Source organism: Psychrobacter sp. AOP30-A2-5 (genome assembly GCF_052378115.1).
Lineage (GTDB): Bacteria > Pseudomonadota > Gammaproteobacteria > Pseudomonadales > Moraxellaceae > Psychrobacter.
Genome location: NZ_JBQSXK010000001.1, coordinates 63,389 through 82,628, shown reverse-complemented (window position 1 = coordinate 82,628; position 19,240 = coordinate 63,389). Strand labels below are relative to the sequence as shown.

15 protein-coding genes are annotated in these 19,240 nt (G+C 45.1%); 11 read left to right on the top strand and 4 right to left on the bottom strand.

Annotated features, from left to right (window positions below; genetic code table 11):
• Positions 1-153 precede the first annotated feature (153 nt).
• The 5 genes from hglS to ACT3S4_RS00320 all read left to right on the top strand — a co-directional run bounded on the left by hglS (position 154) and on the right by ACT3S4_RS00320 (position 7,099).
• Positions 154-1,554, top strand: a complete 1,401-nt coding sequence (gene hglS / locus ACT3S4_RS00340) for a 2-oxoadipate dioxygenase/decarboxylase HglS (protein WP_444760350.1) — start codon at positions 154-156, stop codon at positions 1,552-1,554.
• A 171-nt stretch (positions 1,555-1,725) separates the two neighbouring features.
• Positions 1,726-3,216, top strand: a complete 1,491-nt coding sequence (gene amaB, locus ACT3S4_RS00335) for an L-piperidine-6-carboxylate dehydrogenase (protein ID WP_444760164.1) — start codon at positions 1,726-1,728, stop codon at positions 3,214-3,216.
• Positions 3,217-3,505: 289 nt separating this feature from the next.
• Entirely contained in the window at positions 3,506-4,966 is a 1,461-nt protein-coding gene (gene nhaC, locus ACT3S4_RS00330) for a Na+/H+ antiporter NhaC (RefSeq protein ID WP_444760163.1), read from the top strand.
• A 17-nt stretch (positions 4,967-4,983) separates the two neighbouring features.
• On the top strand, positions 4,984-6,270 hold the full coding sequence (amaA, locus tag ACT3S4_RS00325; RefSeq protein WP_444760162.1) for an L-pipecolate oxidase: 1,287 nt from the start codon (positions 4,984-4,986) through the stop codon (positions 6,268-6,270).
• Positions 6,271-6,643: 373 nt separating this feature from the next.
• Positions 6,644-7,099 (top strand): hypothetical protein, encoded by a 456-nt coding sequence (locus ACT3S4_RS00320; protein ID WP_444760161.1) that lies wholly within the window; start codon positions 6,644-6,646, stop codon positions 7,097-7,099.
• Positions 7,100-7,242: 143 nt separating this feature from the next.
• Here ACT3S4_RS00320 and ACT3S4_RS00315 read toward each other — a convergent pair whose 3' ends face one another.
• Positions 7,243-7,881 (bottom strand): TetR/AcrR family transcriptional regulator, encoded by a 639-nt coding sequence (locus tag ACT3S4_RS00315; protein WP_444760160.1) that lies wholly within the window; start codon positions 7,879-7,881, stop codon positions 7,243-7,245.
• Between the two features lie 317 nt (positions 7,882-8,198).
• Here ACT3S4_RS00315 and ACT3S4_RS00310 point away from each other — a divergent pair, with 317 nt between their 5' ends.
• The 6 genes from ACT3S4_RS00310 (at position 8,199) to ACT3S4_RS00285 (ending at position 16,553) form a co-directional block, all read left to right on the top strand.
• On the top strand, positions 8,199-9,350 hold the full coding sequence (locus ACT3S4_RS00310; protein ID WP_444760159.1) for an acyl-CoA dehydrogenase family protein: 1,152 nt from the start codon (positions 8,199-8,201) through the stop codon (positions 9,348-9,350).
• Between the two features lie 102 nt (positions 9,351-9,452).
• Positions 9,453-10,661, top strand: coding sequence for an acetyl-CoA C-acetyltransferase (locus tag ACT3S4_RS00305; protein WP_444760158.1), 1,209 nt, complete (start codon positions 9,453-9,455; stop codon positions 10,659-10,661).
• 85 nt (positions 10,662-10,746) lie between these two features.
• Positions 10,747-12,918 (top strand): 3-hydroxyacyl-CoA dehydrogenase NAD-binding domain-containing protein, encoded by a 2,172-nt coding sequence (locus tag ACT3S4_RS00300; protein ID WP_444760157.1) that lies wholly within the window; start codon positions 10,747-10,749, stop codon positions 12,916-12,918.
• Positions 12,919-12,970: 52 nt separating this feature from the next.
• On the top strand, positions 12,971-14,038 hold the full coding sequence (locus ACT3S4_RS00295; RefSeq protein WP_444760349.1) for a CaiB/BaiF CoA transferase family protein: 1,068 nt from the start codon (positions 12,971-12,973) through the stop codon (positions 14,036-14,038).
• Positions 14,039-14,109: 71 nt separating this feature from the next.
• A complete protein-coding gene (locus ACT3S4_RS00290) occupies positions 14,110-15,795 on the top strand; it encodes an AMP-binding protein (RefSeq protein ID WP_444760156.1) in 1,686 nt (561 codons plus the stop codon).
• Between the two features lie 185 nt (positions 15,796-15,980).
• Entirely contained in the window at positions 15,981-16,553 is a 573-nt protein-coding gene (locus ACT3S4_RS00285; RefSeq protein WP_444760155.1) for an HAD family hydrolase, read from the top strand.
• Positions 16,554-16,771: 218 nt separating this feature from the next.
• Here the strand turns inward: ACT3S4_RS00285 and ACT3S4_RS00280 are convergent, their stop codons facing one another.
• The 3 genes from ACT3S4_RS00280 to cynS all read right to left on the bottom strand — a co-directional run bounded on the left by ACT3S4_RS00280 (position 16,772) and on the right by cynS (position 19,222).
• The gene (locus ACT3S4_RS00280; RefSeq protein WP_444760154.1) at positions 16,772-17,317 is read right to left on the bottom strand and encodes a GlcG/HbpS family heme-binding protein; all 546 of its coding nucleotides are present in this window, start codon (positions 17,315-17,317) and stop codon (positions 16,772-16,774) included.
• Between the two features lie 70 nt (positions 17,318-17,387).
• Positions 17,388-18,599, bottom strand: a complete 1,212-nt coding sequence (locus ACT3S4_RS00275; protein WP_444760153.1) for a CynX/NimT family MFS transporter — start codon at positions 18,597-18,599, stop codon at positions 17,388-17,390.
• 152 nt (positions 18,600-18,751) lie between these two features.
• On the bottom strand, positions 18,752-19,222 hold the full coding sequence (gene cynS, locus ACT3S4_RS00270; RefSeq protein ID WP_045451487.1) for a cyanase: 471 nt from the start codon (positions 19,220-19,222) through the stop codon (positions 18,752-18,754).
• Positions 19,223-19,240 lie beyond the last annotated feature (18 nt).

Genomic DNA, 19,240 nt, shown 5'->3' with positions numbered 1-19,240 from the left:
CGCATCGCCATAACCAAAGGCTCGAAATCAAATACTTATTATTAAGCTAAAAATTTATTAACTCTATTACAAGGATGTTTATTTGTGAAAAATAGTAGCGTCAGTCCAGATAAGGATTTTATCTGCAGCGATGATATCCGCCATCATTTTTCTATGGCCATGTCAGCCATGTACCAAAACGAGGTGCCGCTGTACGGCGATTTGGTCGATTTAGTCAGTGATGTCAATGCCGAGGTATTGACATCACACCCTGATGTCAAATCACAGCTGCTACATACGGGCGAGATTGAGCGTCTGAGCATGGAGCGCCACGGGGCGATTCGACTGGGTACCGCATCAGAACTAAACATGATGCGTCGTCTCTTTGCGGTGATGGGTATGCACCCTGTTGGCTACTATGATTTAGCGCCTGCTGGCGTGCCGGTACATTCAACAGCTTTTCGTGCGCTTGACTCGCATTCTTTGCATAAAAGTCCCTTTCGCGTCTTTACCTCGTTATTGCGTTTAGATTTGATTGCCGATGACACCTTACAACAAGAAGCCACGGCCACATTGGCGCAGCGTCAGATTTTTACTGCCGGTGTCATTGAGCTTATCGAGATTTTTGAGGAGCAAGGTGGTTTAACTTCTGAGCAAGCACAGCAGTTTGTCCAAGAAGCGCTAGAGACATTTCGCTGGCATGATAAAACGCCGGTGGCAAAAGCGCTCTATCAGCGCCTATTAAATCAGCATCCGCTCGTCGCTGATGTGGTCGGCTTTAAGGGTCCACATATCAATCATTTAACGCCTAGAACCTTGGATATTGATGCAGTGCAACAAGGCATGCAAGCAAGAGGCATACCCTCAAAAGCCATTATCGAAGGGCCACCGCGTAGAGCGTGTCCAATCTTATTAAGGCAAACCAGTTTTAAAGCGCTACAAGAAGCGGTTGGCTTTAAAGTTGCTAATAACTCAGACGCTAGCCATGAGGAGTATGAGCAAGGTTATCATACCGCGCGCTTTGGCGAGATTGAGCAACGCGGTGTTGCACTAACGCAAAAGGGCCGTGCGCTTTATGATGAACTACTGAGCGAAACTCGTCGCCAGCTTGGTGCTACCCCAAATGAGGATAATGCGGCTCAATACAATCAAATTTTAGCCGAAGTATTTACCGCTTTTCCTGATAATTATCAAACTCTACACGATGAGGGGCTGGCGTATTTTTATTACCAGCTGACGGATAGCACCCTTGATTCTGAGGACGGTCAAGCATTATTGGCCGCGACCTTAACCAATGATGATTTGAATAAAGTGCCTAATGCTAAGCTGAGCGCTCTGATTAATGATGAGGTCCTTCGCATTGAACCTATCGTTTATGAGGACTTTTTGCCCGTCAGTGCCGCCGGTATCTTTCAATCGAATCTGCAACAGGCGCAGCCAAGCCAATATGACGGTTACTCAAGCCAACAAAATTTTGAGCGTGATTTAGGTTCCGCCATTTATGATGAGATGGCATTGTATGAAGCGATGCAGGCGCAAAGCCTTGAGCAGTGCCTGTCTAGTGTCAGTATTTAGTACAAAATTATGCTAGAAATATCTAGCGTATAGCCGACTTATTACTGCGTCATTCCAAAAAGGAATGACTGCAAGAAATTTATTATTTTGCAACTTAGTAGGTAGCAGGGTAATTTTATAAGTCAGTCAAGGACGTAGTAAACCATTATACCAATATGCAAGGGATTGATTATGATTAAGCAATATATGTCTGCAATGGGCGTAGAAGAAGCACACTATCAAAATGGCGACTTTGAAGTCACCACCCCAATTGATGGCTCAGTCATCGGTAAAGTCACATTAGATACAGTGGCCGACGTCGATACTAAAATCCAAAATGCCAAACAAGCCTTTCAAGAATGGCGTGTCGTTCCTGCCCCTAAACGTGGTGAGCTGATTCGTCTGTTGGGTGAAGTCCTGCGTGAGCACAAAGAAGACCTAGGTATCTTAGTATCATTAGAAGCCGGAAAAATTAAAGAAGAAGGCCTTGGCGAAGTACAAGAAATGATTGATATTTGTGACTTTGCCGTGGGCGTATCGCGTCAGCTTTATGGTCTAACCATCGCCTCAGAACGCCCGGGTCACCACATGCGTGAGACATGGCATCCACTCGGTGTCATCGGCGTCATCTCTGCCTTTAACTTCCCAGTCGCCGTTTGGTCTTGGAACACGGCATTGGCCATCGTTTGTGGCAACCCTGTCATCTGGAAACCTTCAGAAAAAACCCCCCTTGTCGCCTTAGCTTGCCAAGCATTATTTGAAAAAGCCTTGGCAAAATTCGGTGAAGCACCAGCACATTTATCGCAAATCATATTGGGCAAAACCGATATCGGTAATGCGTTGGTTGAAAATAAAGACATCGCCTTGGTCAGTGCCACCGGCAGTACGCGCATGGGCCGAGAAGTAGGACCCAAAGTCGCTGAGCGTTTTGGTAAATGCTTGCTTGAGCTTGGTGGTAATAACGCCATGATTTTGGCACCGACGGCTGATTTGGATTTGGCGCTACGTGGCATTCTATTCTCAGCAGTAGGAACGGCAGGTCAGCGCTGCACCACCTTACGCCGCCTGTTCGTTCATGAGTCGGTCAAAGACGATATCTTACCGCGCGTTAAGTCTGCTTATGAGACGGTTAGTATTGGTCATCCGCTGGAAGGCAATTTGGTCGGTCCACTAATCGATGAAGACAGCTTTAATAACATGCAAGCGGCATTAGAAAAGGCTCGAAATACTGGCGGTAAAGTCACAGGCGGCGACCGAGTTCTGATGGATAAATACCCAGATGCTTATTATGTGACTCCTGCGATTGTTGAGCTTGATGAGCAAAATGACGTGGCACGTAGTGAGACGTTTGCGCCGATTTTATATGTCATGCCTTATAAGGAGTTCGACGATGCGCTAGCGATGCAAAACGATGTGCCACAAGGTCTGTCTTCTTGTATCTTTACCAATGACTTACGTGAAGCTGAAACTTTCCTCAGCGACCGCGGTAGTGATTGCGGTATCGCCAACGTCAACATCGGCACCAGTGGCGCTGAGATTGGCGGCGCATTTGGCGGCGAAAAAGAAACCGGCGGTGGTCGTGAATCAGGTTCAGATGCATGGAAGGCTTATATGCGCCGTCAGACCAATACGGTCAACTATTCAACCGAACTACCACTGGCACAAGGTATCAACTTTGGTTAATAACAATGTGATGTGACATGATGTGATGTTTGTTAAGTAGGCTCAGCGCCTATTTAGCAAGCTAAGTATCAGTTGTTTTGGTCGTCAATTTTTAAGTATTTATTGTTTTGGTCTGAAAGCCTACGGAAGTGATGAATAACCATTCATGATTTCAAAACAGGCTTTTTACTCCCTTTGCAGTAACTTTTTCAGCGTTTTTTTTAGCATTATCAGCAGCCATGGATTGGTTGTTTCCACTACTGTTATATCTATGACAGCAGTATCCACTACTAAGGAAGGTAGGTGTCTTATGATGGATGATAAACCTTATGACGAAGCTAAAGATGGCTACGGTCCGTCTTCTAGTTTTTTATTAGATATTGCACCTCTGGTGTTGACTGCCATTATTCTGATGGTGCAGTTTTTCGTATTCAAAGATTTTACCCCTCACATTCCCTTAGCTTGCGGTATTTTAATCACTGGCTTGTTTATGAAGCTGCGTGGCCGTGACTGGGATGGCATGGAACAACGCTTTTTAAAGGTTGTCAAAATTGGTCTACCAGCGATGATTATCTTGATGGGCGTTGGTATGCTCATCGGTGCTTGGATTATCGCTGGTACCGTTCCCACGATTTTATACTATGGTTTTAGCGTTTTTTCTCCTTCATCATTCCTAGTCTCTGTCTGTATCATCTGTGCCATTATTTCTGTAGCAACCGGTACCTCTTGGGGCACGGTTGGGACGGTTGGTCTTGCCATGATGGGTATTGGGCTAGGCTTGGGCATCCCGCCGTCACTAACGGGCGGCGCTATCGTTTCTGGTGCTTTTTTTGGTGACAAAATGTCTCCTTTATCAGACACCACCAACTTAACGCCAGCCGCTGCTGGTGTTGACCTTTGGGATCATATTCGCGGCATGTTGCCAACCACGGTACCTGCCATGGTAACTGCATTGATTATCTATGCGTGGATTGGTATGGGTTACGGCGCAGAAAATGTCGATTTAACCTCAATTAAAGAAATTCAAACTTCGCTAGCGGCCAATTATAACCTCAGTATTATTACGTTATTACCGGCTGTTGTCGTTGTCATCGCAGCGGTGATGAAAATGCCTGCTATTCCAACGGTATTATCAGGTGTGGTGGTTGCAGGATTGGTTGCGTTTTTTATGCAAGGCGTGGGTGTGCATGACATTTTTACGGTCTTACAAAATGGCTTTGTCAGTGAAACCGGCTTTGCTGTCGTGGATCAACTGCTGTCTAAAGGCGGCATTATGTCGATGACGTGGGTCGTGACCTTAACCATCTTTGCTTTAGCATTCGTCGGCTCAATTGAGCACTACGGTACGCTAAAAGCTATCATGGCAAAAATTAATAAGATGGTGAAATCGAGATTTGGCTTAGTAATGACCACGTATGCAAGCACGCTTGGTGTCGGTACGCTCATCGGTGACGTCTATACCACACTGGTGTTGCCAGGTCGTTTATTAAAAGACAAATATCAAGAAATGGGCTACAAGCGTACCACGCTTACTCGCTCTATTGAAGATACCGGAACCCTGTTATCTCCGCTTATTCCTTGGAACATGGGCGGTAGTTTCGTCGCGGCAACATTAGGTATTGCGACACTCACTTATGCACCATTTGCCTTTGCCTGTTGGTTATCACCGCTATTTGGTTTGTTATGGGTATTCTTAGACAAATTTATCCCACGTGAAGAACCTATTGTTAATAACGACTCAAGCGCGCTCTCCACTGTAGATAACGTGTAATTTAGAAGGAATATGAGATGTTGCAAGAGCAATGTTTGTGGAATATGACCGCACCTATTATTGATACCTACAGCCAGATGAATAGCGATACTGAAGCGACTATTTGTATCATAGGCGGCGGTTATACAGGGTTATCTGCGGCGATCCATTTGGCCGAAAAAGGCGTCAAGGTTATTTTGCTTGAGAGTCAAACGATTGGTAGTGGCGGCTCAGGAAAAAGCGTAGGGCTCGTCAATGCAGGTACTTGGGCGCGCCCTGATGATTTGAATATTGCGCTAGGCGAAGCGGCAGGTGAGCGTCTGACAGAAGCCCTTGGACAAGCGCCAAGCTTAGTATTCGACTTAATCAAACGTTATAATATCGACGCCCAAGCCACTCAAGCCGGTAATATCCACATGGCACATAACGCCAAAGGTGAAGTCGATGTCGATATTAGATACGAGCAGTTGAGCCGTCGCGGTGCGAATGTTGAAGTACTAACGGGCAGTAAATGCCATGAATATTGCGGGACGACAAGTATCAATAAAGCACTACTCGATCATCGGGCTGGTACTATAAATCCACTGGCTTATGTCAGAGGACTTGCAAAAGTAGCAACCAGTCTTGGTGTCACTATCTATGAGCATTCTGCTGTTGAAGCACTAGAAAAAGTAGACGGTCATTGGTATGCAAGGACTTCTAAAGCGCGCGTGAAATCTGAGCGCGTCATTATTGCGACCAACGCTTATACCGAAGGCGAGTGGACAGAAATCAAAAAAACATTTTATTTGGTTTATTATTATCAGATTGCATCTGAGCCGCTCAGCGGAGAGGCGGCAGATCGTATCTTACCGTACAAAACAGGGGCATGGGATACTCGTTTGGCCTTGTCTAGCTTTCGCCGTGATGACGACGATCGCCTATTATTGGGAACGGTAGGTGGTACACAGCTTAAACCAAAATCCTTTTATCAATCATGGGCCAATGCGGTGCAAAAGAGCTATTATCCAGATTTGCCAGCATTTAAGTGGCAGTATGAGTGGACTGGTAGCTTTGGCTTCACGCAAGATCATATCTTCCGTGTTTTGGAACCCGACGAGGGCTTGCTGACAGCGACGGCCTATAATGGTCGCGGCATTACCACAGGAACGCTCATGGGTAAATGCTTTGCAGATTATATAATGACGGGTAATAGAGACAGTATTCCCTTACCATTTAAGACCTTAGAAGAGGCAAAAGTTTCTTTTGGCGGGATGAAATCTGGCTTTACTGAGTTGGGACTGACTTTATATCATGCAGGACAATGTCTAAAAATAATTAGATAGCTTTGTTGAGTCATCGTCTGATTTTTTCTACCGTTTTTAAATATAAAGGTATTCAGACTTTGACGGCGATAGAGAGACCGTAACAATCGTGTGATTACCAAAGCGTATTAATATCAGTATTTATTTTCTATTATCTGATATGCTATCATCTTTAAGTCATTATCGTGGGTTTAACAGTTTTGTCATTGCCAGCCATTATCGTTATAAATGGTGGCGTACAAACCTTGCAACTTCCAGCACGATATAAAATAATTCTGGTAAAGCGCATGAGCCTGTACTCCGACATCCTCATTTGTGCCTGATTTTATTTGCCTATTTGGGCGTATTTCACCCTTTTTCGTCGGAGTTACAGGAGTCTAAGGTGTTCAATATCATGAGCCACATTGCTAACCAATCCAAATATACCCGTCATTACCACCCACGTCACCTTCTTGCCCAGTATGCGATCAATCAGATAGCGACACTTGAGCTGCGTTCGCAAGATATTGTTAAAGCCATGGGTTATCCTATCAAGCATACCATCCCTGCTTGTGAGCGCCTGCGTCATGTATTATCGAATAAATACCTTGGGCTTGATGGCAGCTATATGGATAAATATTTTACCGCTGATGAATTTTTAGCCGCGCTATTTGCTGTGCTGGATATCCCTCATACGCCGTTTGCAGAAGACATTGCCCAGATCAAAGATGCTGCTGTGCACGCTCAGCATGATAATAAAAATTCATCCTATGGTAGTGTGAGCAATGGATATCAACAGATCAATGAACAAGACTATGAAATGGTTGATAGAGTAGAAGAATATAAGCTAAAAAAATCTAAGGAATGTTAATTTCTAAGCATTAGTTTTTAAGCATTAAGTAAAGCCTCACTACAAAGTGAGGCTTTTTCGTTCTAGCTTTTGATTGTAAGGATTAAAAATTGGCTGGTATGAATATTTCATAATATCGTACAAGTGATTGTATATCGAACTGATTATATATCAGGCTTTGATATGGCTCGCCATAAAATCACGAATAACGCATCAAACTCTGCATTAATGGGTGTATCGGTCTGGCGGATGATATGCATCAAGCCAAGACGACTGATAAAACCCATAAACACATCAAAAAGTATATAAAGGGGCACGGTGTCATTTAGTACTCCGCGGTTTTGACCATCTTCTAATACATTCAAAAATGCGCCAATCAGCTCTTTATTTTCATAAATCGCAATATTACGTATACGCGATGCCGATACCGAAGACAGCACCATCACGGCATCAGGATGCGAATCTACAAAGTCAAAACAGACCCATAATGTCTTGCGCAGCCGATCTTGCACACTATCAATACCTTGCAAATGATCCATGATGCGCGCCGCCAACCTGCCCAATACAATATCCATGATGGTATAAAACAGCGTTTGCTTATCACCAAAATATTTATACAGCGTCTGTAGTGAGACATTGGCAGATTTTGCAATTTGTGCCATGGTCACCTCATTAGAATCAAAACCTGCAAATACTTTACGAACGGCTTTTTCAATTTTATCCAAAGTCGCAGGGCGCATATTGGATAAGGGTGCCAAAGCTCGGGCTGTATTCATACTAGATGTCTGATTGGTAGATTGCATGCTTGATGATTCCTGTGCGGTGAGAATTTTTAGACTGTGCTACAGCGTCTTATTTATCGGCTTGATAAGCTAGAGTTGAAATAGGTAATATAAATTACTATTGTTTGTTAATAGGTTGCGCATTGTCTTTTACTGTCCTAGTATAAGTCTTGCATGATATTAAATATAAAGAATATCAAGATTGTATATAACGGTAATTAAAATTACCATAAATAATATACTTACACTCAATAGTATTTTATATCAGGGCGTGTCCTCGTTTGAATTGGGGACACATCCTAGCCATTATCAACTTCCCATCGTCAAGGACAGACAATATGAGTATTGAAAAATTCACCCCGAACTGGATGACCGAAGAGCACCAGATGGTGCATGACAGCGCGCTTAAAATGTTTCAATCGTGGGAGCCAAAGGATGAGCAGTGGCGAAAAAACGGCATGATTGACCGTTCCGCGTGGGAAGAGGCAGGCGCGATGGGCTTTTTATGTGCATCGATACCAGAAGAATATGGTGGCGGCGGCGGTGACTTTGGTCATGAAGCGGCGCTTCTTTATGCGCAAGCGGAGGCCAATCAATCTGGATTCGGTGGCATGGTACATTCAGGTATTGTCGCGCCTTATATCTTGAGTCATGGTACGGAAGCGCAGAAAAAAGAATGGCTACCTAAGATGGCGACGGGAGAGTATGTGGCTGCGATTGCTATGACCGAACCGGGTACGGGCTCAGATTTGCAGAACATCAAAACTTATGCGGTAAAAGATGGCGATGATTACGTTATCAATGGCTCAAAAACCTTTATTACCAATGGTCAGCATGCCAACCTGATTTTGCTCGCCTGCAAAACCGATCGTGAAAAAGGGGCGCAAGGTGTTTCGCTTATCGTGGTAGAAACGGACAAGGTAGAAGGGTTCGAGCGTGGTCGTAATCTCGATAAGATTGGTCTGACCTCACAAGATACGTCAGAGCTATTTTTCAGCAATGTACGTGTGCCGAAAAAGAATTTGCTTGGCACAGTAGAGGGCATGGGTTTTATTCAAATGATGCAAGAGCTGCCACGTGAGCGTTTAATTATTGCTTTAACGGGCGTTGGTGCGATGAAGCTGGCGATTAATTTGACCCTAGAGTATGTCAAAGGTCGTGAAGCCTTTGGCAAACCGATTTGGAAATTTCAAAATACGCGCTTTAAAATGGCAGAATGCTACGCTGATTATCTCGCTGCCAGCACGATGTGTGATGCCGCTGTCGATGCCATGTTAGAAGGCAAGTTGACAGTACCGCAGGCGTCTTTGATTAAATACTGGGTGACGCAAAAGCAGTGTGACGTGATTGATGAATGTGTCCAGCTGTTTGGCGGTTATGGCTACATGACAGAATACCCGATTGCTCGCCTATATGCTGATGCGCGAGTACAAAAAATCTATGGCGGCACCAATGAAATCATGAAAGAGCTGGCGTCACGCTTTATGTAAGCGGCTGATTTGCTTTTTGGTTCTACTTCTTGATTCTAAGAAATAGATTATATTGCCATCATCCTTCATGGTTATTTATTCAAAAAATAAAAAGGGATTTTTATGACTGAGACTGCTTACATTTATGATGCTATCCGTACCCCGCGTGGTAAAGGCAAAAAGGATGGCTCTTTGTATCAGGCGTCACCGATTTGGCTTGCCCGTACATTGTTAAAGGAAATGCAACAGCGCCATCATTTGGATACCAGTTTGGTCGATGATGTGGTGCTCGGTTGCGTGACACCCGTTGGCGAGCAGGGTTCTGATATTGCTCGTATAGCCGTCATTGATGCAGGATGGGCGCAAAGTGTCGCGGGTGTCACTTTATCTCGGTTTTGTGCCTCAGGTCTAGAGTCTATCAATCTAGCTGCCGCCAAAGTCATGTCAGGTATGGAGGACATGGTAGTTGCAGGCGGCGTAGAATCGATGAGCCGCGTACCGATGGGCTCTGATGGCGGTGCATGGTATATGGATCCACGGGTTAATGAAGCGACGCATTTTGTCCCGCAAGGCGTTGGCGCGGATACCATAGCGATGCTAAAAGGTTTTAGTCGCACCGATGTCGATGCGTTTGCTACCGAGTCGCATCGCCGCGCCGCGCATGCTTGGGAGCAGGGCTATTATGATAAATCGGTCGTTCCCGTCACCGATATCAATGGCATGAAGCTATTGGATAAAGACGAAACCATCCGTCCCAATACCAATGTTGAAACCTTAGCTGGTCTCAATCCTTCTTTTATTATGCCGGGCAAGATGGGCTTTGATAGCGTTATCTTGGACAGATACACCACCATTGAAAAAGTGAGTCACGTGCATCATGCGGGCAATTCTTCAGGCATCGTTGATGGTGCGGCAATTTGCTTAGTCGGTAGCGCTGTTGCTGGCAAAAAATCAGGTCTAAAACCACGTGCCAAAATCACCATGGCTGCAGTCATTGGCTCAGAACCCGCTATTATGCTGACAGGGCCAACGCCTGCCTGCCAAAAAGCGCTCAAAAAAGCAGGCATGCAAGCTTCAGATATAGACTTATGGGAAATCAATGAAGCCTTTGCTGCCGTTCCACTGAATACTGCCGATGACTTCGGACTCTCGCTTGATATCGTCAATGTCAATGGCGGCGCTATCGCTATGGGTCATCCCCTTGGCGCAACGGGCGCGATGCTCATGACGACTGTGCTTGATGAGTTAGAACGTCGCGATCTGAAAACCGCGATGATCACGCTGTGTGTGGGTGGCGGTATGGGTATTGCCACTATCATTGAGCGCGTATAGTGCTGATAGCGCTAATAGCTTTTAGTGATTGTCATTAGTTTCTAGTGACTGATATCGACATAGAATAATATAAAAAGGACTTGAAATGAGCATAAACAGCGTAGACGCCATCAATGCATTGAACCACTTTTCTGCCGAATCTTATAATAGCATTATCACCGTTACGATTGACCAAAGTAGTCGCAAAATGAATGTCATCGGCGACGGTTTCACCGATAGTTTTGCAGTGATGACTGACAGCTTTATTAACGATGCGTCTGCCAAAGGTTTGATTTTAACCTCTGGCAAAGAAACCTTTGTCGTCGGTGCCGATATTGACCAATTGGCTGATATTGAAACCGCTGAACAAGCCTTTGAGCTGGTCGAAGAGCTGAAAGCTAGCTTACGCAAACTAGAGAAATCAGGTAAACCTGTCGTCGCTGCTATGACTGGAACGGCACTTGGCGGTGGTTTGGAGTTGGCATTGGCCTGTCATTATCGTATCGCGATTGATTCGCCTAAGACTAAATTGGGTCTACCAGAAGTCAAACTGGGCTTGCTGCCGGGTGGCGGAGGTACTCAGCGTTTACCGCGATTGGTTGGTATTCAATCAGCGTTAGAGCTGATGACCCAAGGTAAAGAGCTGCGTCCAACTGCCGCTAAAGACATGGGTTTAATTGATGCCGTTGCCACTGATAAAGCAGATATGCTCAAGCAGGCAAAAGACTGGATCAAAGCTAATCCCGATGCCCAGCAGCCATGGGATAGAAAGGGCTTTAAAATCCCCGGCGGGGATAGTAAACGTCCTAGTATTGTACCGATATTTTCTATTGCACCAGCCATGGCCAATCAAAAGTCACATGGCAATTATCCTGCGATTACCCATATCATGTCTTGCGTATTCGAGGGCTGCTTAGTGAATATCGATACCGGTCTTGATCTTGAGTCGCGTTACTTCGCCGCTTGTGTGCTGTCTGCTGAATCTAGAAATATGATTAATACGCTATGGACTCAGCTGAATAGCATCAAAAAAGGTCAATCTCGTCCAAATGATTTTGAGCGCTATAAAACTAAAAAGGTTGGTATTTTAGGTGCAGGCATGATGGGCGCGGGCATTGCTTATGTCACTGCAAAGGCGGGGATCGACGTTGTACTCCTTGACACTGACATAGCAGGCGCTGAAAAAGGCAAAGCATATTCTGCCACCATTTTGGATAAAGCCATTAGCCGTAAACGCTCCACGGAAGAGAAAAAGCAAGCGTTACTTAATCGCATCAAGCCAACAGTGTCTTATGATGATTTGGCAGACTGTGATCTGATTATCGAAGCGGTGTTTGAAAATCGTGAGATTAAAGCCAAGTGTACTGAGCAGTCTGAGGCGGTGATTTCTAACACTGCTGTCTATGCATCTAATACGTCGACACTGCCCATTACTGGATTGGCTAAAGCCAGCACCCGCCCCAATCAATTTATCGGGCTGCATTTCTTCTCGCCAGTCGACAAGATGCCGTTGGTTGAGATTATCATGGGCGAGCAAACGGATGACGCCACTTTAGCAAAAGCCTTTGATTATGTGCTACAAATTGGTAAAACACCTATCGTCGTTAATGACAGTCGGGGTTTTTATACGTCACGAGTATTTGGCACTTATGTGTCAGAAGGGGTTGCGATGTTAGGCGAGGGCGTCCATCCGCGCAGCATCGAAGTTGCTGGCATGAAAACTGGCATGCCCATGCCGCCACTGGCATTGCAAGATGAGGTGTCATTAAGTTTGGCATTGCATGTGAGCGAACAGCAGCAGCTAGATATGGAGGCTGAAGGTAAAACCATTGCTGTGCGTCCTTCGTACGAGATACTCAAAACGCTGGTCAAAGAACACAATCGCGAGGGCAAAAAGAATGGCAAAGGCTTTTATGAGTATGCCGATAATGGCGACAAATACTTGTGGCCTGAGCTGATGAATTTATACCCAGCAAAATCAGAGCAGCCTTCTCAGCAAGATTTAATCGATCGTTTGATGTTTATCCAAGCCAACGAATCTGCTAAATGCTATCAAGAAAACGTCGTCCGCTCAGTCGCTGATACCAACATCGGTTCCATCTTTGGTTGGGGTTTTGCGCCACATCAAGGTGGCACCCTGCAGTTTATCAATTCGATGGGGTTAGAGGCGTTCATCACCCGTAGCCGTGAACTCGCGGCTCAATACGGTGAGCGTTTTGAGCCAGCACAGATTGTGCTAGACATGGCAGATAAAGGTGAGGTGTTTGCTGATGACTGAGCTAATGGTTAATTCTATGCTTGATTTTGCGATTAATACGAGCACTGGTTCAATGATAGATTTAATGGCAGATTGCTTACAAGGGCTGCGCGTCATTGATTTGACTCGTAATTTACCGGGACCCTTTGCCACACGTTTGCTTGCAGATTTGGGCGCAGAAATCATTAAGATTGAACCCAAAAATGGTGATCCTGCCAGAGCCTTTGGCGAATTGTTTAAAGCACTAAATCATGGCAAAACCATTGAAAGTCATGACTTCCGTGATCCTCAAGGTATTGCTGCTATCAAAGCGCATCTCAAAGATGCTGATGTGATGTTGGACAGCTTTCGCCCCGGCGTTCTAGAAGGTATGGGACTAGATGCCAAAACATTGCATGCAATTAATCCAAAGCTGGTCATGGTATCAATCACTGGTTATGGTTTGGCAAATAGCGATTCGAAAACTGAAATTAATCATGACTGGGCTGCTAAAGCTGGTCATGATATTAACTTTATGGCGATGAGCGGTGTTTTAGACCAACTAAAAACGGCAGATGGCGAGCAGGCGATGCCTAACGTTCAATTTGCAGATTTGGCAGGCGGCAGTGATACCGCTGTGATTGCACTGCTTGCTGCTGTATTCGCCGCCCAGCGGACGGGCAAAGGTCGTCATGTTGCCGTTAGTATGACGCACAGCTTGTATCAGCATCTGGTCATGCCAAAGGCAACGGGAACACTGGTGAAAAGCTTTTCAGGACAACAACCAGCACCGCATCATGATTTTTTGGGTGGGTTATTGCCTTGCTATCGCCTATACAAAACCTCAGATGCACGCTATATGGCCATTGGCTCGCTAGAGCTGAAATTCTGGCAAGGGCTGTGTGAAGTATTGGATTTGTCTGCGCTCAAAAATAGCCATTGGAAACGTGGCGTTATGCCAAATACCTCTGAAAGCCAAGCGGCGGCTAAGGCGATAAGCGATAAATTTGCCAGTCAAACACTTGAGCATTGGCAGCAAGTTTTTGCGCTCGTTGATGTCTGTGTCACCCCTGTGCTTAGCCTCAGTGAAGCAAAAGCACATCCCTTATTTGTCCATCAAGATGAGTATGATGCAACGTCAGGATGGCAGCAGGTTCAGTAGTTATGTTTTTTATGAGAAATGCTTCAAAGCCATTGAGTTTTTCATAAGTTAATTACCAAGGAAGGTAAGTTATGGATCAGTTTTGGACGCAGCATTATCCTAAAGGGATAAATGCACAGATAACGCCGCCACATAATACATTGATTGACATCTTTGATGACAAATTAACAGAATATGCCAACCATGAATTTATCACCAACATGGGTGTTACTTATTCTTATGGGCAAGTGGATAGCATGTCATTGGCTATTGCGGCTTGGATTCAAAGTCTGGGTCTAGCAAAGGGTTCGGTCATAGGCATCATGATGCCCAATGTCAAACAGTACCTGCCTATTGTCATAGGGATAATTCGCGCTGGTATGGTCACAACGCTCATCAATCCACTGTATAGTCCTCGTGAATTGAGACATCAATTGGCTGACTCAGATACTGCTGTATTATTTATATTAGAACCATTTTGCAAAACGTTAGAGAAAATCATCAAAGACACGCCTGTCAAAACCGTGGTCATCAGCAAGATTGGCGATATGTTAGGAGTAGTGAAAGGTGCGCTTGTTAATATCGCTGCCAAATATGTCAAAAAAGCCATTCCCCGTTATCAGTTGAAATCAAATTCTCGTTATACCGTGATTCGCTATAAAGCCGTTTTAAAACGCGCCAAAAAATTAAGCTATTCTCGTCCTACCATTCAAGCGGACGACTTATTAATGCTGCAATATACTGGCGGTACGACAGGTGTTGCCAAAGGTATTTTGATTACCAATCAAAATGTTGTGACCGCCACTTATCAGTTTGTCGAATGGTTCAAGCCAGTCTATGACGCCATGTCTGATAGTACTCAAATAAATACCATTGTCGCTTTACCGCTGTATCATATTTATGCGTTTATCTGCTCAATAGTTGGGTTGAGTGTGGGTCAGCATCTCACACTGGTTACCAATCCACGTGATATTGAAGGGTTTATCAAGATATTGCGCAAGCGTCCTTTTCATCTATTGCCTGGTGTCAATACTTTGTTCCAAGCCCTGCTGATGAATCCCAAATTTAAGGAGCTGGATTTTTCCGCATGCAAATTAACCCTAGTTGGTGGTATGGCAGCGACCCCTGAAACCGCTAAGCGCTGGCGTGAAGTCACAGGTCTGCCTATCCTCGAAGGCTGGGGTATGTCTGAGACGCTAGGCGTGGGTACCGCCAATCCATTTAATGGCACTGAATATAGTGGCAATGTAGGGTTACCACTGCCTAGTGTCGATATCAATATCCGTGATGATGATGAAAATATTCTCGCCATAAATGAAGTTGGTGAGATGTGTATTAAAGGTGACAACGTCATTACTCATTATCATAATATTGACAATACGACGTTTTTTACCGCTGATGGTTACTTAAAGACAGGTGATATCGCGTCTATGAACGAGCAGGGTGCTATCAAAATATATGACCGTAAAAAAGACATGATTATCGTCAGTGGCTTCAACGTTTATCCTAACGAAGTAGAAAACATCATTGAGGAGCACCCTAAGGTTGCCGAATGTTCAGTGGTTGGTATCGATGATAAGTTGCAGGGTCAGTCGATCAAAGCCTACGTTGTAAAATCTGATGACAGCTTAAATGAGGATGATATTAAAGCGCTGTGCCAAGCAAATCTGGCCGCCTATAAATGCCCGCGCCATATTGAATTCATAGACGAGTTACCCAAATCAACTGTCGGAAAAATACTGCGTCACAAGCTGAGAAAATTGGCTCATGAAGCGTAACGACTATTCAAGAGAAACATTGCATGGCCATTTTACCACTACAGCATGACCATCATCAGTCGCAATAATTAATCACCAATAACCATTATTTATACCGATATTCAATGAGAGTAAAAGCTCTTGATACAATTTACCGCCTCCAATCAATGACGCTCACGGTTAGTTTGTTCCGTCTGAAAATGTAAATGATCGATTCGCCAGCTATTTCTGTAAGGGCTCATTTAGCCATTAGCGATATACTCAATGAAGTATGCAAAAATGACAATACCGCGACCGCTGATAGTGAAAAATGGACGGATGCTGCCTTTAATACGTTTAAATCAGCGTTGGCATCAGCCTATACCAAGGACACGGTAGCAACCTTCGATGGCATGCTAGATTTTTTCAATCAGTTAAAGCAGTCGGGTAGAAAAGTCGTGCTAAATACGGGCTACGATATTCAGACTGCCAATAAAATATTAACTATTTTAGGATGGTCAGTGGGTCGTGATATTGATGCTTTGATTACAGCAGATGATGTGCACAATGGTCGTCCTGCGCCAGATATGATTACTCTTGCTATGGAAAAGTTTGGGATTGAGCATTCGCAACAGGTATTGAAAGCAGGGGACAGTGGCATCGATATCGAAGAAGGCAAAAATGCCCATTGTGGTCTATGTGTTGGGGTGCTGACTGGTGTTCAAACCCATGTGCAACTGGAGAAATATTCACCAGATATCGTGCTTGAGAAGCTCACGGATCTAGCGGCATTGATCTAGAGTATGTCCTCAATTTAATTGAGGCATCTATATGGGCTAAAAATGGCTAGATTAAGACATGGGGTACTTTAATGGCGCATTTCAGAAGGAGAGAAATCATTAGATGGTTTCTCTCCTTCTTATTTTATAGAAGTAACGATAAACATAAGAACAGGCAGGCTTATCAATTTTCGAACAGCATAATGTGTGGGATATTTGTCTTAAAATTTTAGCTCGCGCTACTGCTGCTCTAATGCTTTTAGACCCGCTTTGGCGATGTGTACATCTTCGCTGCCATGTGCGCCGCCTACCCCGATACCACCGACTACGATACCATCGATATAAATGGGCACGCCGCCATCTAAGATAAGGATGTTTTCATCCAGATAGCGTAGGTCTTCAGGAATCGTGCCGTCTTTGATGCCTTTGGCGATGACCGCCGTTTCTCTTTTTTGTGAGTTTGCGGTATAGGCTTTTTTGTAACTGGCACGCACGGTATGCACACCTGCGCGGTGGTCTCTGAGCACTGCTAAGGTTTGTCCAGAGGCGTCAACGACGGTGACAGATACCATTAAATTGTTGTTTTTGGCTTCTAATGCGGCGGCATTCACCATGTTTTGTGCCATCTCGCCAGTCAATAATGGAATGGTTGCCATCTCTGCTCCTTGGGTTATTACGTTTGATTTAATCGCTTGCGCTTGATACTGTGAGTGTGAGGTGTTGGCACACGCGGAGATGGACAACAGTGAGGTTGCAAGCGCGGCATAGATAACGAGTTTTTTCATAACCAATCCTTTCATAGTTAATCCTTGAGGTTGTTTTGAATATCGCATGACGTGACTCAATACGCCTGAATCAAAGCTTAGATAAGTTAATTGCCTGATGATAACTTGCTGGGGCAAACTTGATGGTAACAAACAGCATACCGATAAGGCTGATCAATAGCATCCACCAAACCGCTTGAAAACTGCCAGTCGACTCGCGTAGCACACCTGCGACATAAGGCGCGATGGCGGTAATAATAAAGCCGATGCCTTGGACAAATGCTGCTAGTGCCCCAGCAAGTTTGGGTTTGGACAAATGATCTAACGCGACGGTCAGTGTCAATGAAAAGCAGGCACCAAGACCACAGCCAATCAAGGCAATCCACAAGATGAGCAAAGCTGTTGGCATGGTAATCAAACCTATAAATCCAGTGATTTGTATCCCTACGGCAAAAAACAACCAAGGTCGGCGGTCGAGACGATGGGCGGATAACATTGGAATAACCAGCGCACCAATGACCTGAAAAATCGTCATGATACCGATCAGCTCGCCACTACTTTGCGCGCTCCAGCCCAAAGTCTGCGCATAGCTTGGCAACCATGCAATCATACAAGCGTATCCAGCGTTTGCCAGACCAAAATAACTTGCCAGCAGCCAAGCACGGCGATTGCCAAAAAAGTTGATTTTTACCCCGTCGTCTCGATTTTCCATCTGCTCGGAGGGGCGTCGCCACCACAGCACGAGGGCAAAAACTGGCACTATCAGCCAAATACCCAAACCAGATTGCCAACTGCCGTAATGTTGAGCGATCACCGGACTCAAGATAGCGGCAACCCCGCCACCAGTCATCAGTGCGGCAGAGTAAACGCCCATAGCAAGTGGTACGCGTGCAGGATACCAACGCTTGACCACACCAGGCGCCATTGCTTGCACGATGGCGATACCCGTGCCGCCTACTAAGGCACTGGCGATCAGCGTCCCTCCAGTATCTAACCACAAGCGCCATAAACCCGCTAAGGAAATCGCAAACAGACCGCCTGTGATCCACGCGCTTTCACTAAATCGTCGCCCAATCCAAGGCAACAGTAGCGGAAATATACCCATACACAGCATCGGCAGCACCACCAATAAAGAGGCGGCTTGTAAACCCATCGCTGTGCTTAGGCGAATCTCTGTCAGCAACGGACCAGTAGAGGTGATCGTTGGGCGCAGCGTCATCGCCAATCCAGCAATCACCAGCATAGGAAACAACAAGGTCAGTATCGACGAACGCGCCGTGGAGGAGATATGATCAGTACTCATGAGTAATATAAAATCCGTATTAAGAAAGGCAGTACCAAAAAATCACCGCCTGAGTCGTCAAAAAAGCCGACGTCACTATATGCCGAACGCCGACTTTTTCAATAAGTACTACTTTTACAAACCGCTGATAAAACTGCTGTTTAAAGCGTCATTTAAAAAGGTTTGAACGGTAGGAACTTACCATCTAGAGTAATTACTGCGCGATCACCACCTTCAGGATCAGCCACTTTTTTGATATCCATTTTGAAATTAATGGCACTGATGATACCATCACCAAATTGCTCATGAACCAAGGCTTTTAGCGTGGTGCCATATACCTGCATCATCTCATAAAAACGGTAGATTGTCGGATCAGTAGGAATCTCACTACCAACGCTGCCTCGTGATGGAATACATTGTAGTAACGCGATGGCGTCCTCATCAAGTCCTAAAGTTTCACCAACTTTTTGGGCGGCATCAGTAGGTAGCGGATGCTGACCTAGCAAAGCGGCAGTGACAAAGACGTCACTCAAGCCTGTTCCTGAAGCGATTTGCTCAAATGACAGGTTCTTTGCCGCTTTGGCAGCAATGATGGTGTCCGTTAATGTTTGACGTGCGGTGTTGCTTACTTGAGACTGAATCATAATAATACCTTTTGAGGT

Excerpts from the sequence above, each read along its gene's own strand:
- hglS (WP_444760350.1), top strand. The coding sequence starts at position 154 with ATGGCCATGTCAGCCATGTACCAAAACGAGGTGCCGCTGTACGGCGAT.
- amaB (WP_444760164.1), top strand. The coding sequence starts at position 1,726 with ATGATTAAGCAATATATGTCTGCAATGGGCGTAGAAGAAGCACACTAT.
- nhaC (WP_444760163.1), top strand. The coding sequence starts at position 3,506 with ATGATGGATGATAAACCTTATGACGAAGCTAAAGATGGCTACGGTCCG.
- amaA (WP_444760162.1), top strand. The coding sequence starts at position 4,984 with ATGTTGCAAGAGCAATGTTTGTGGAATATGACCGCACCTATTATTGAT.
- ACT3S4_RS00320 (WP_444760161.1), top strand. The coding sequence starts at position 6,644 with ATGAGCCACATTGCTAACCAATCCAAATATACCCGTCATTACCACCCA.
- ACT3S4_RS00315 (WP_444760160.1), bottom strand. The coding sequence starts at position 7,881 with ATGCAATCTACCAATCAGACATCTAGTATGAATACAGCCCGAGCTTTG.
- ACT3S4_RS00310 (WP_444760159.1), top strand. The coding sequence starts at position 8,199 with ATGAGTATTGAAAAATTCACCCCGAACTGGATGACCGAAGAGCACCAG.
- ACT3S4_RS00305 (WP_444760158.1), top strand. The coding sequence starts at position 9,453 with ATGACTGAGACTGCTTACATTTATGATGCTATCCGTACCCCGCGTGGT.
- ACT3S4_RS00300 (WP_444760157.1), top strand. The coding sequence starts at position 10,747 with ATGAGCATAAACAGCGTAGACGCCATCAATGCATTGAACCACTTTTCT.
- ACT3S4_RS00295 (WP_444760349.1), top strand. The coding sequence starts at position 12,971 with ATGATAGATTTAATGGCAGATTGCTTACAAGGGCTGCGCGTCATTGAT.
- ACT3S4_RS00290 (WP_444760156.1), top strand. The coding sequence starts at position 14,110 with ATGGATCAGTTTTGGACGCAGCATTATCCTAAAGGGATAAATGCACAG.
- ACT3S4_RS00285 (WP_444760155.1), top strand. The coding sequence starts at position 15,981 with ATGATCGATTCGCCAGCTATTTCTGTAAGGGCTCATTTAGCCATTAGC.
- ACT3S4_RS00280 (WP_444760154.1), bottom strand. The coding sequence starts at position 17,317 with ATGAAAAAACTCGTTATCTATGCCGCGCTTGCAACCTCACTGTTGTCC.
- ACT3S4_RS00275 (WP_444760153.1), bottom strand. The coding sequence starts at position 18,599 with ATGAGTACTGATCATATCTCCTCCACGGCGCGTTCGTCGATACTGACC.
- cynS (WP_045451487.1), bottom strand. The coding sequence starts at position 19,222 with ATGATTCAGTCTCAAGTAAGCAACACCGCACGTCAAACATTAACGGAC.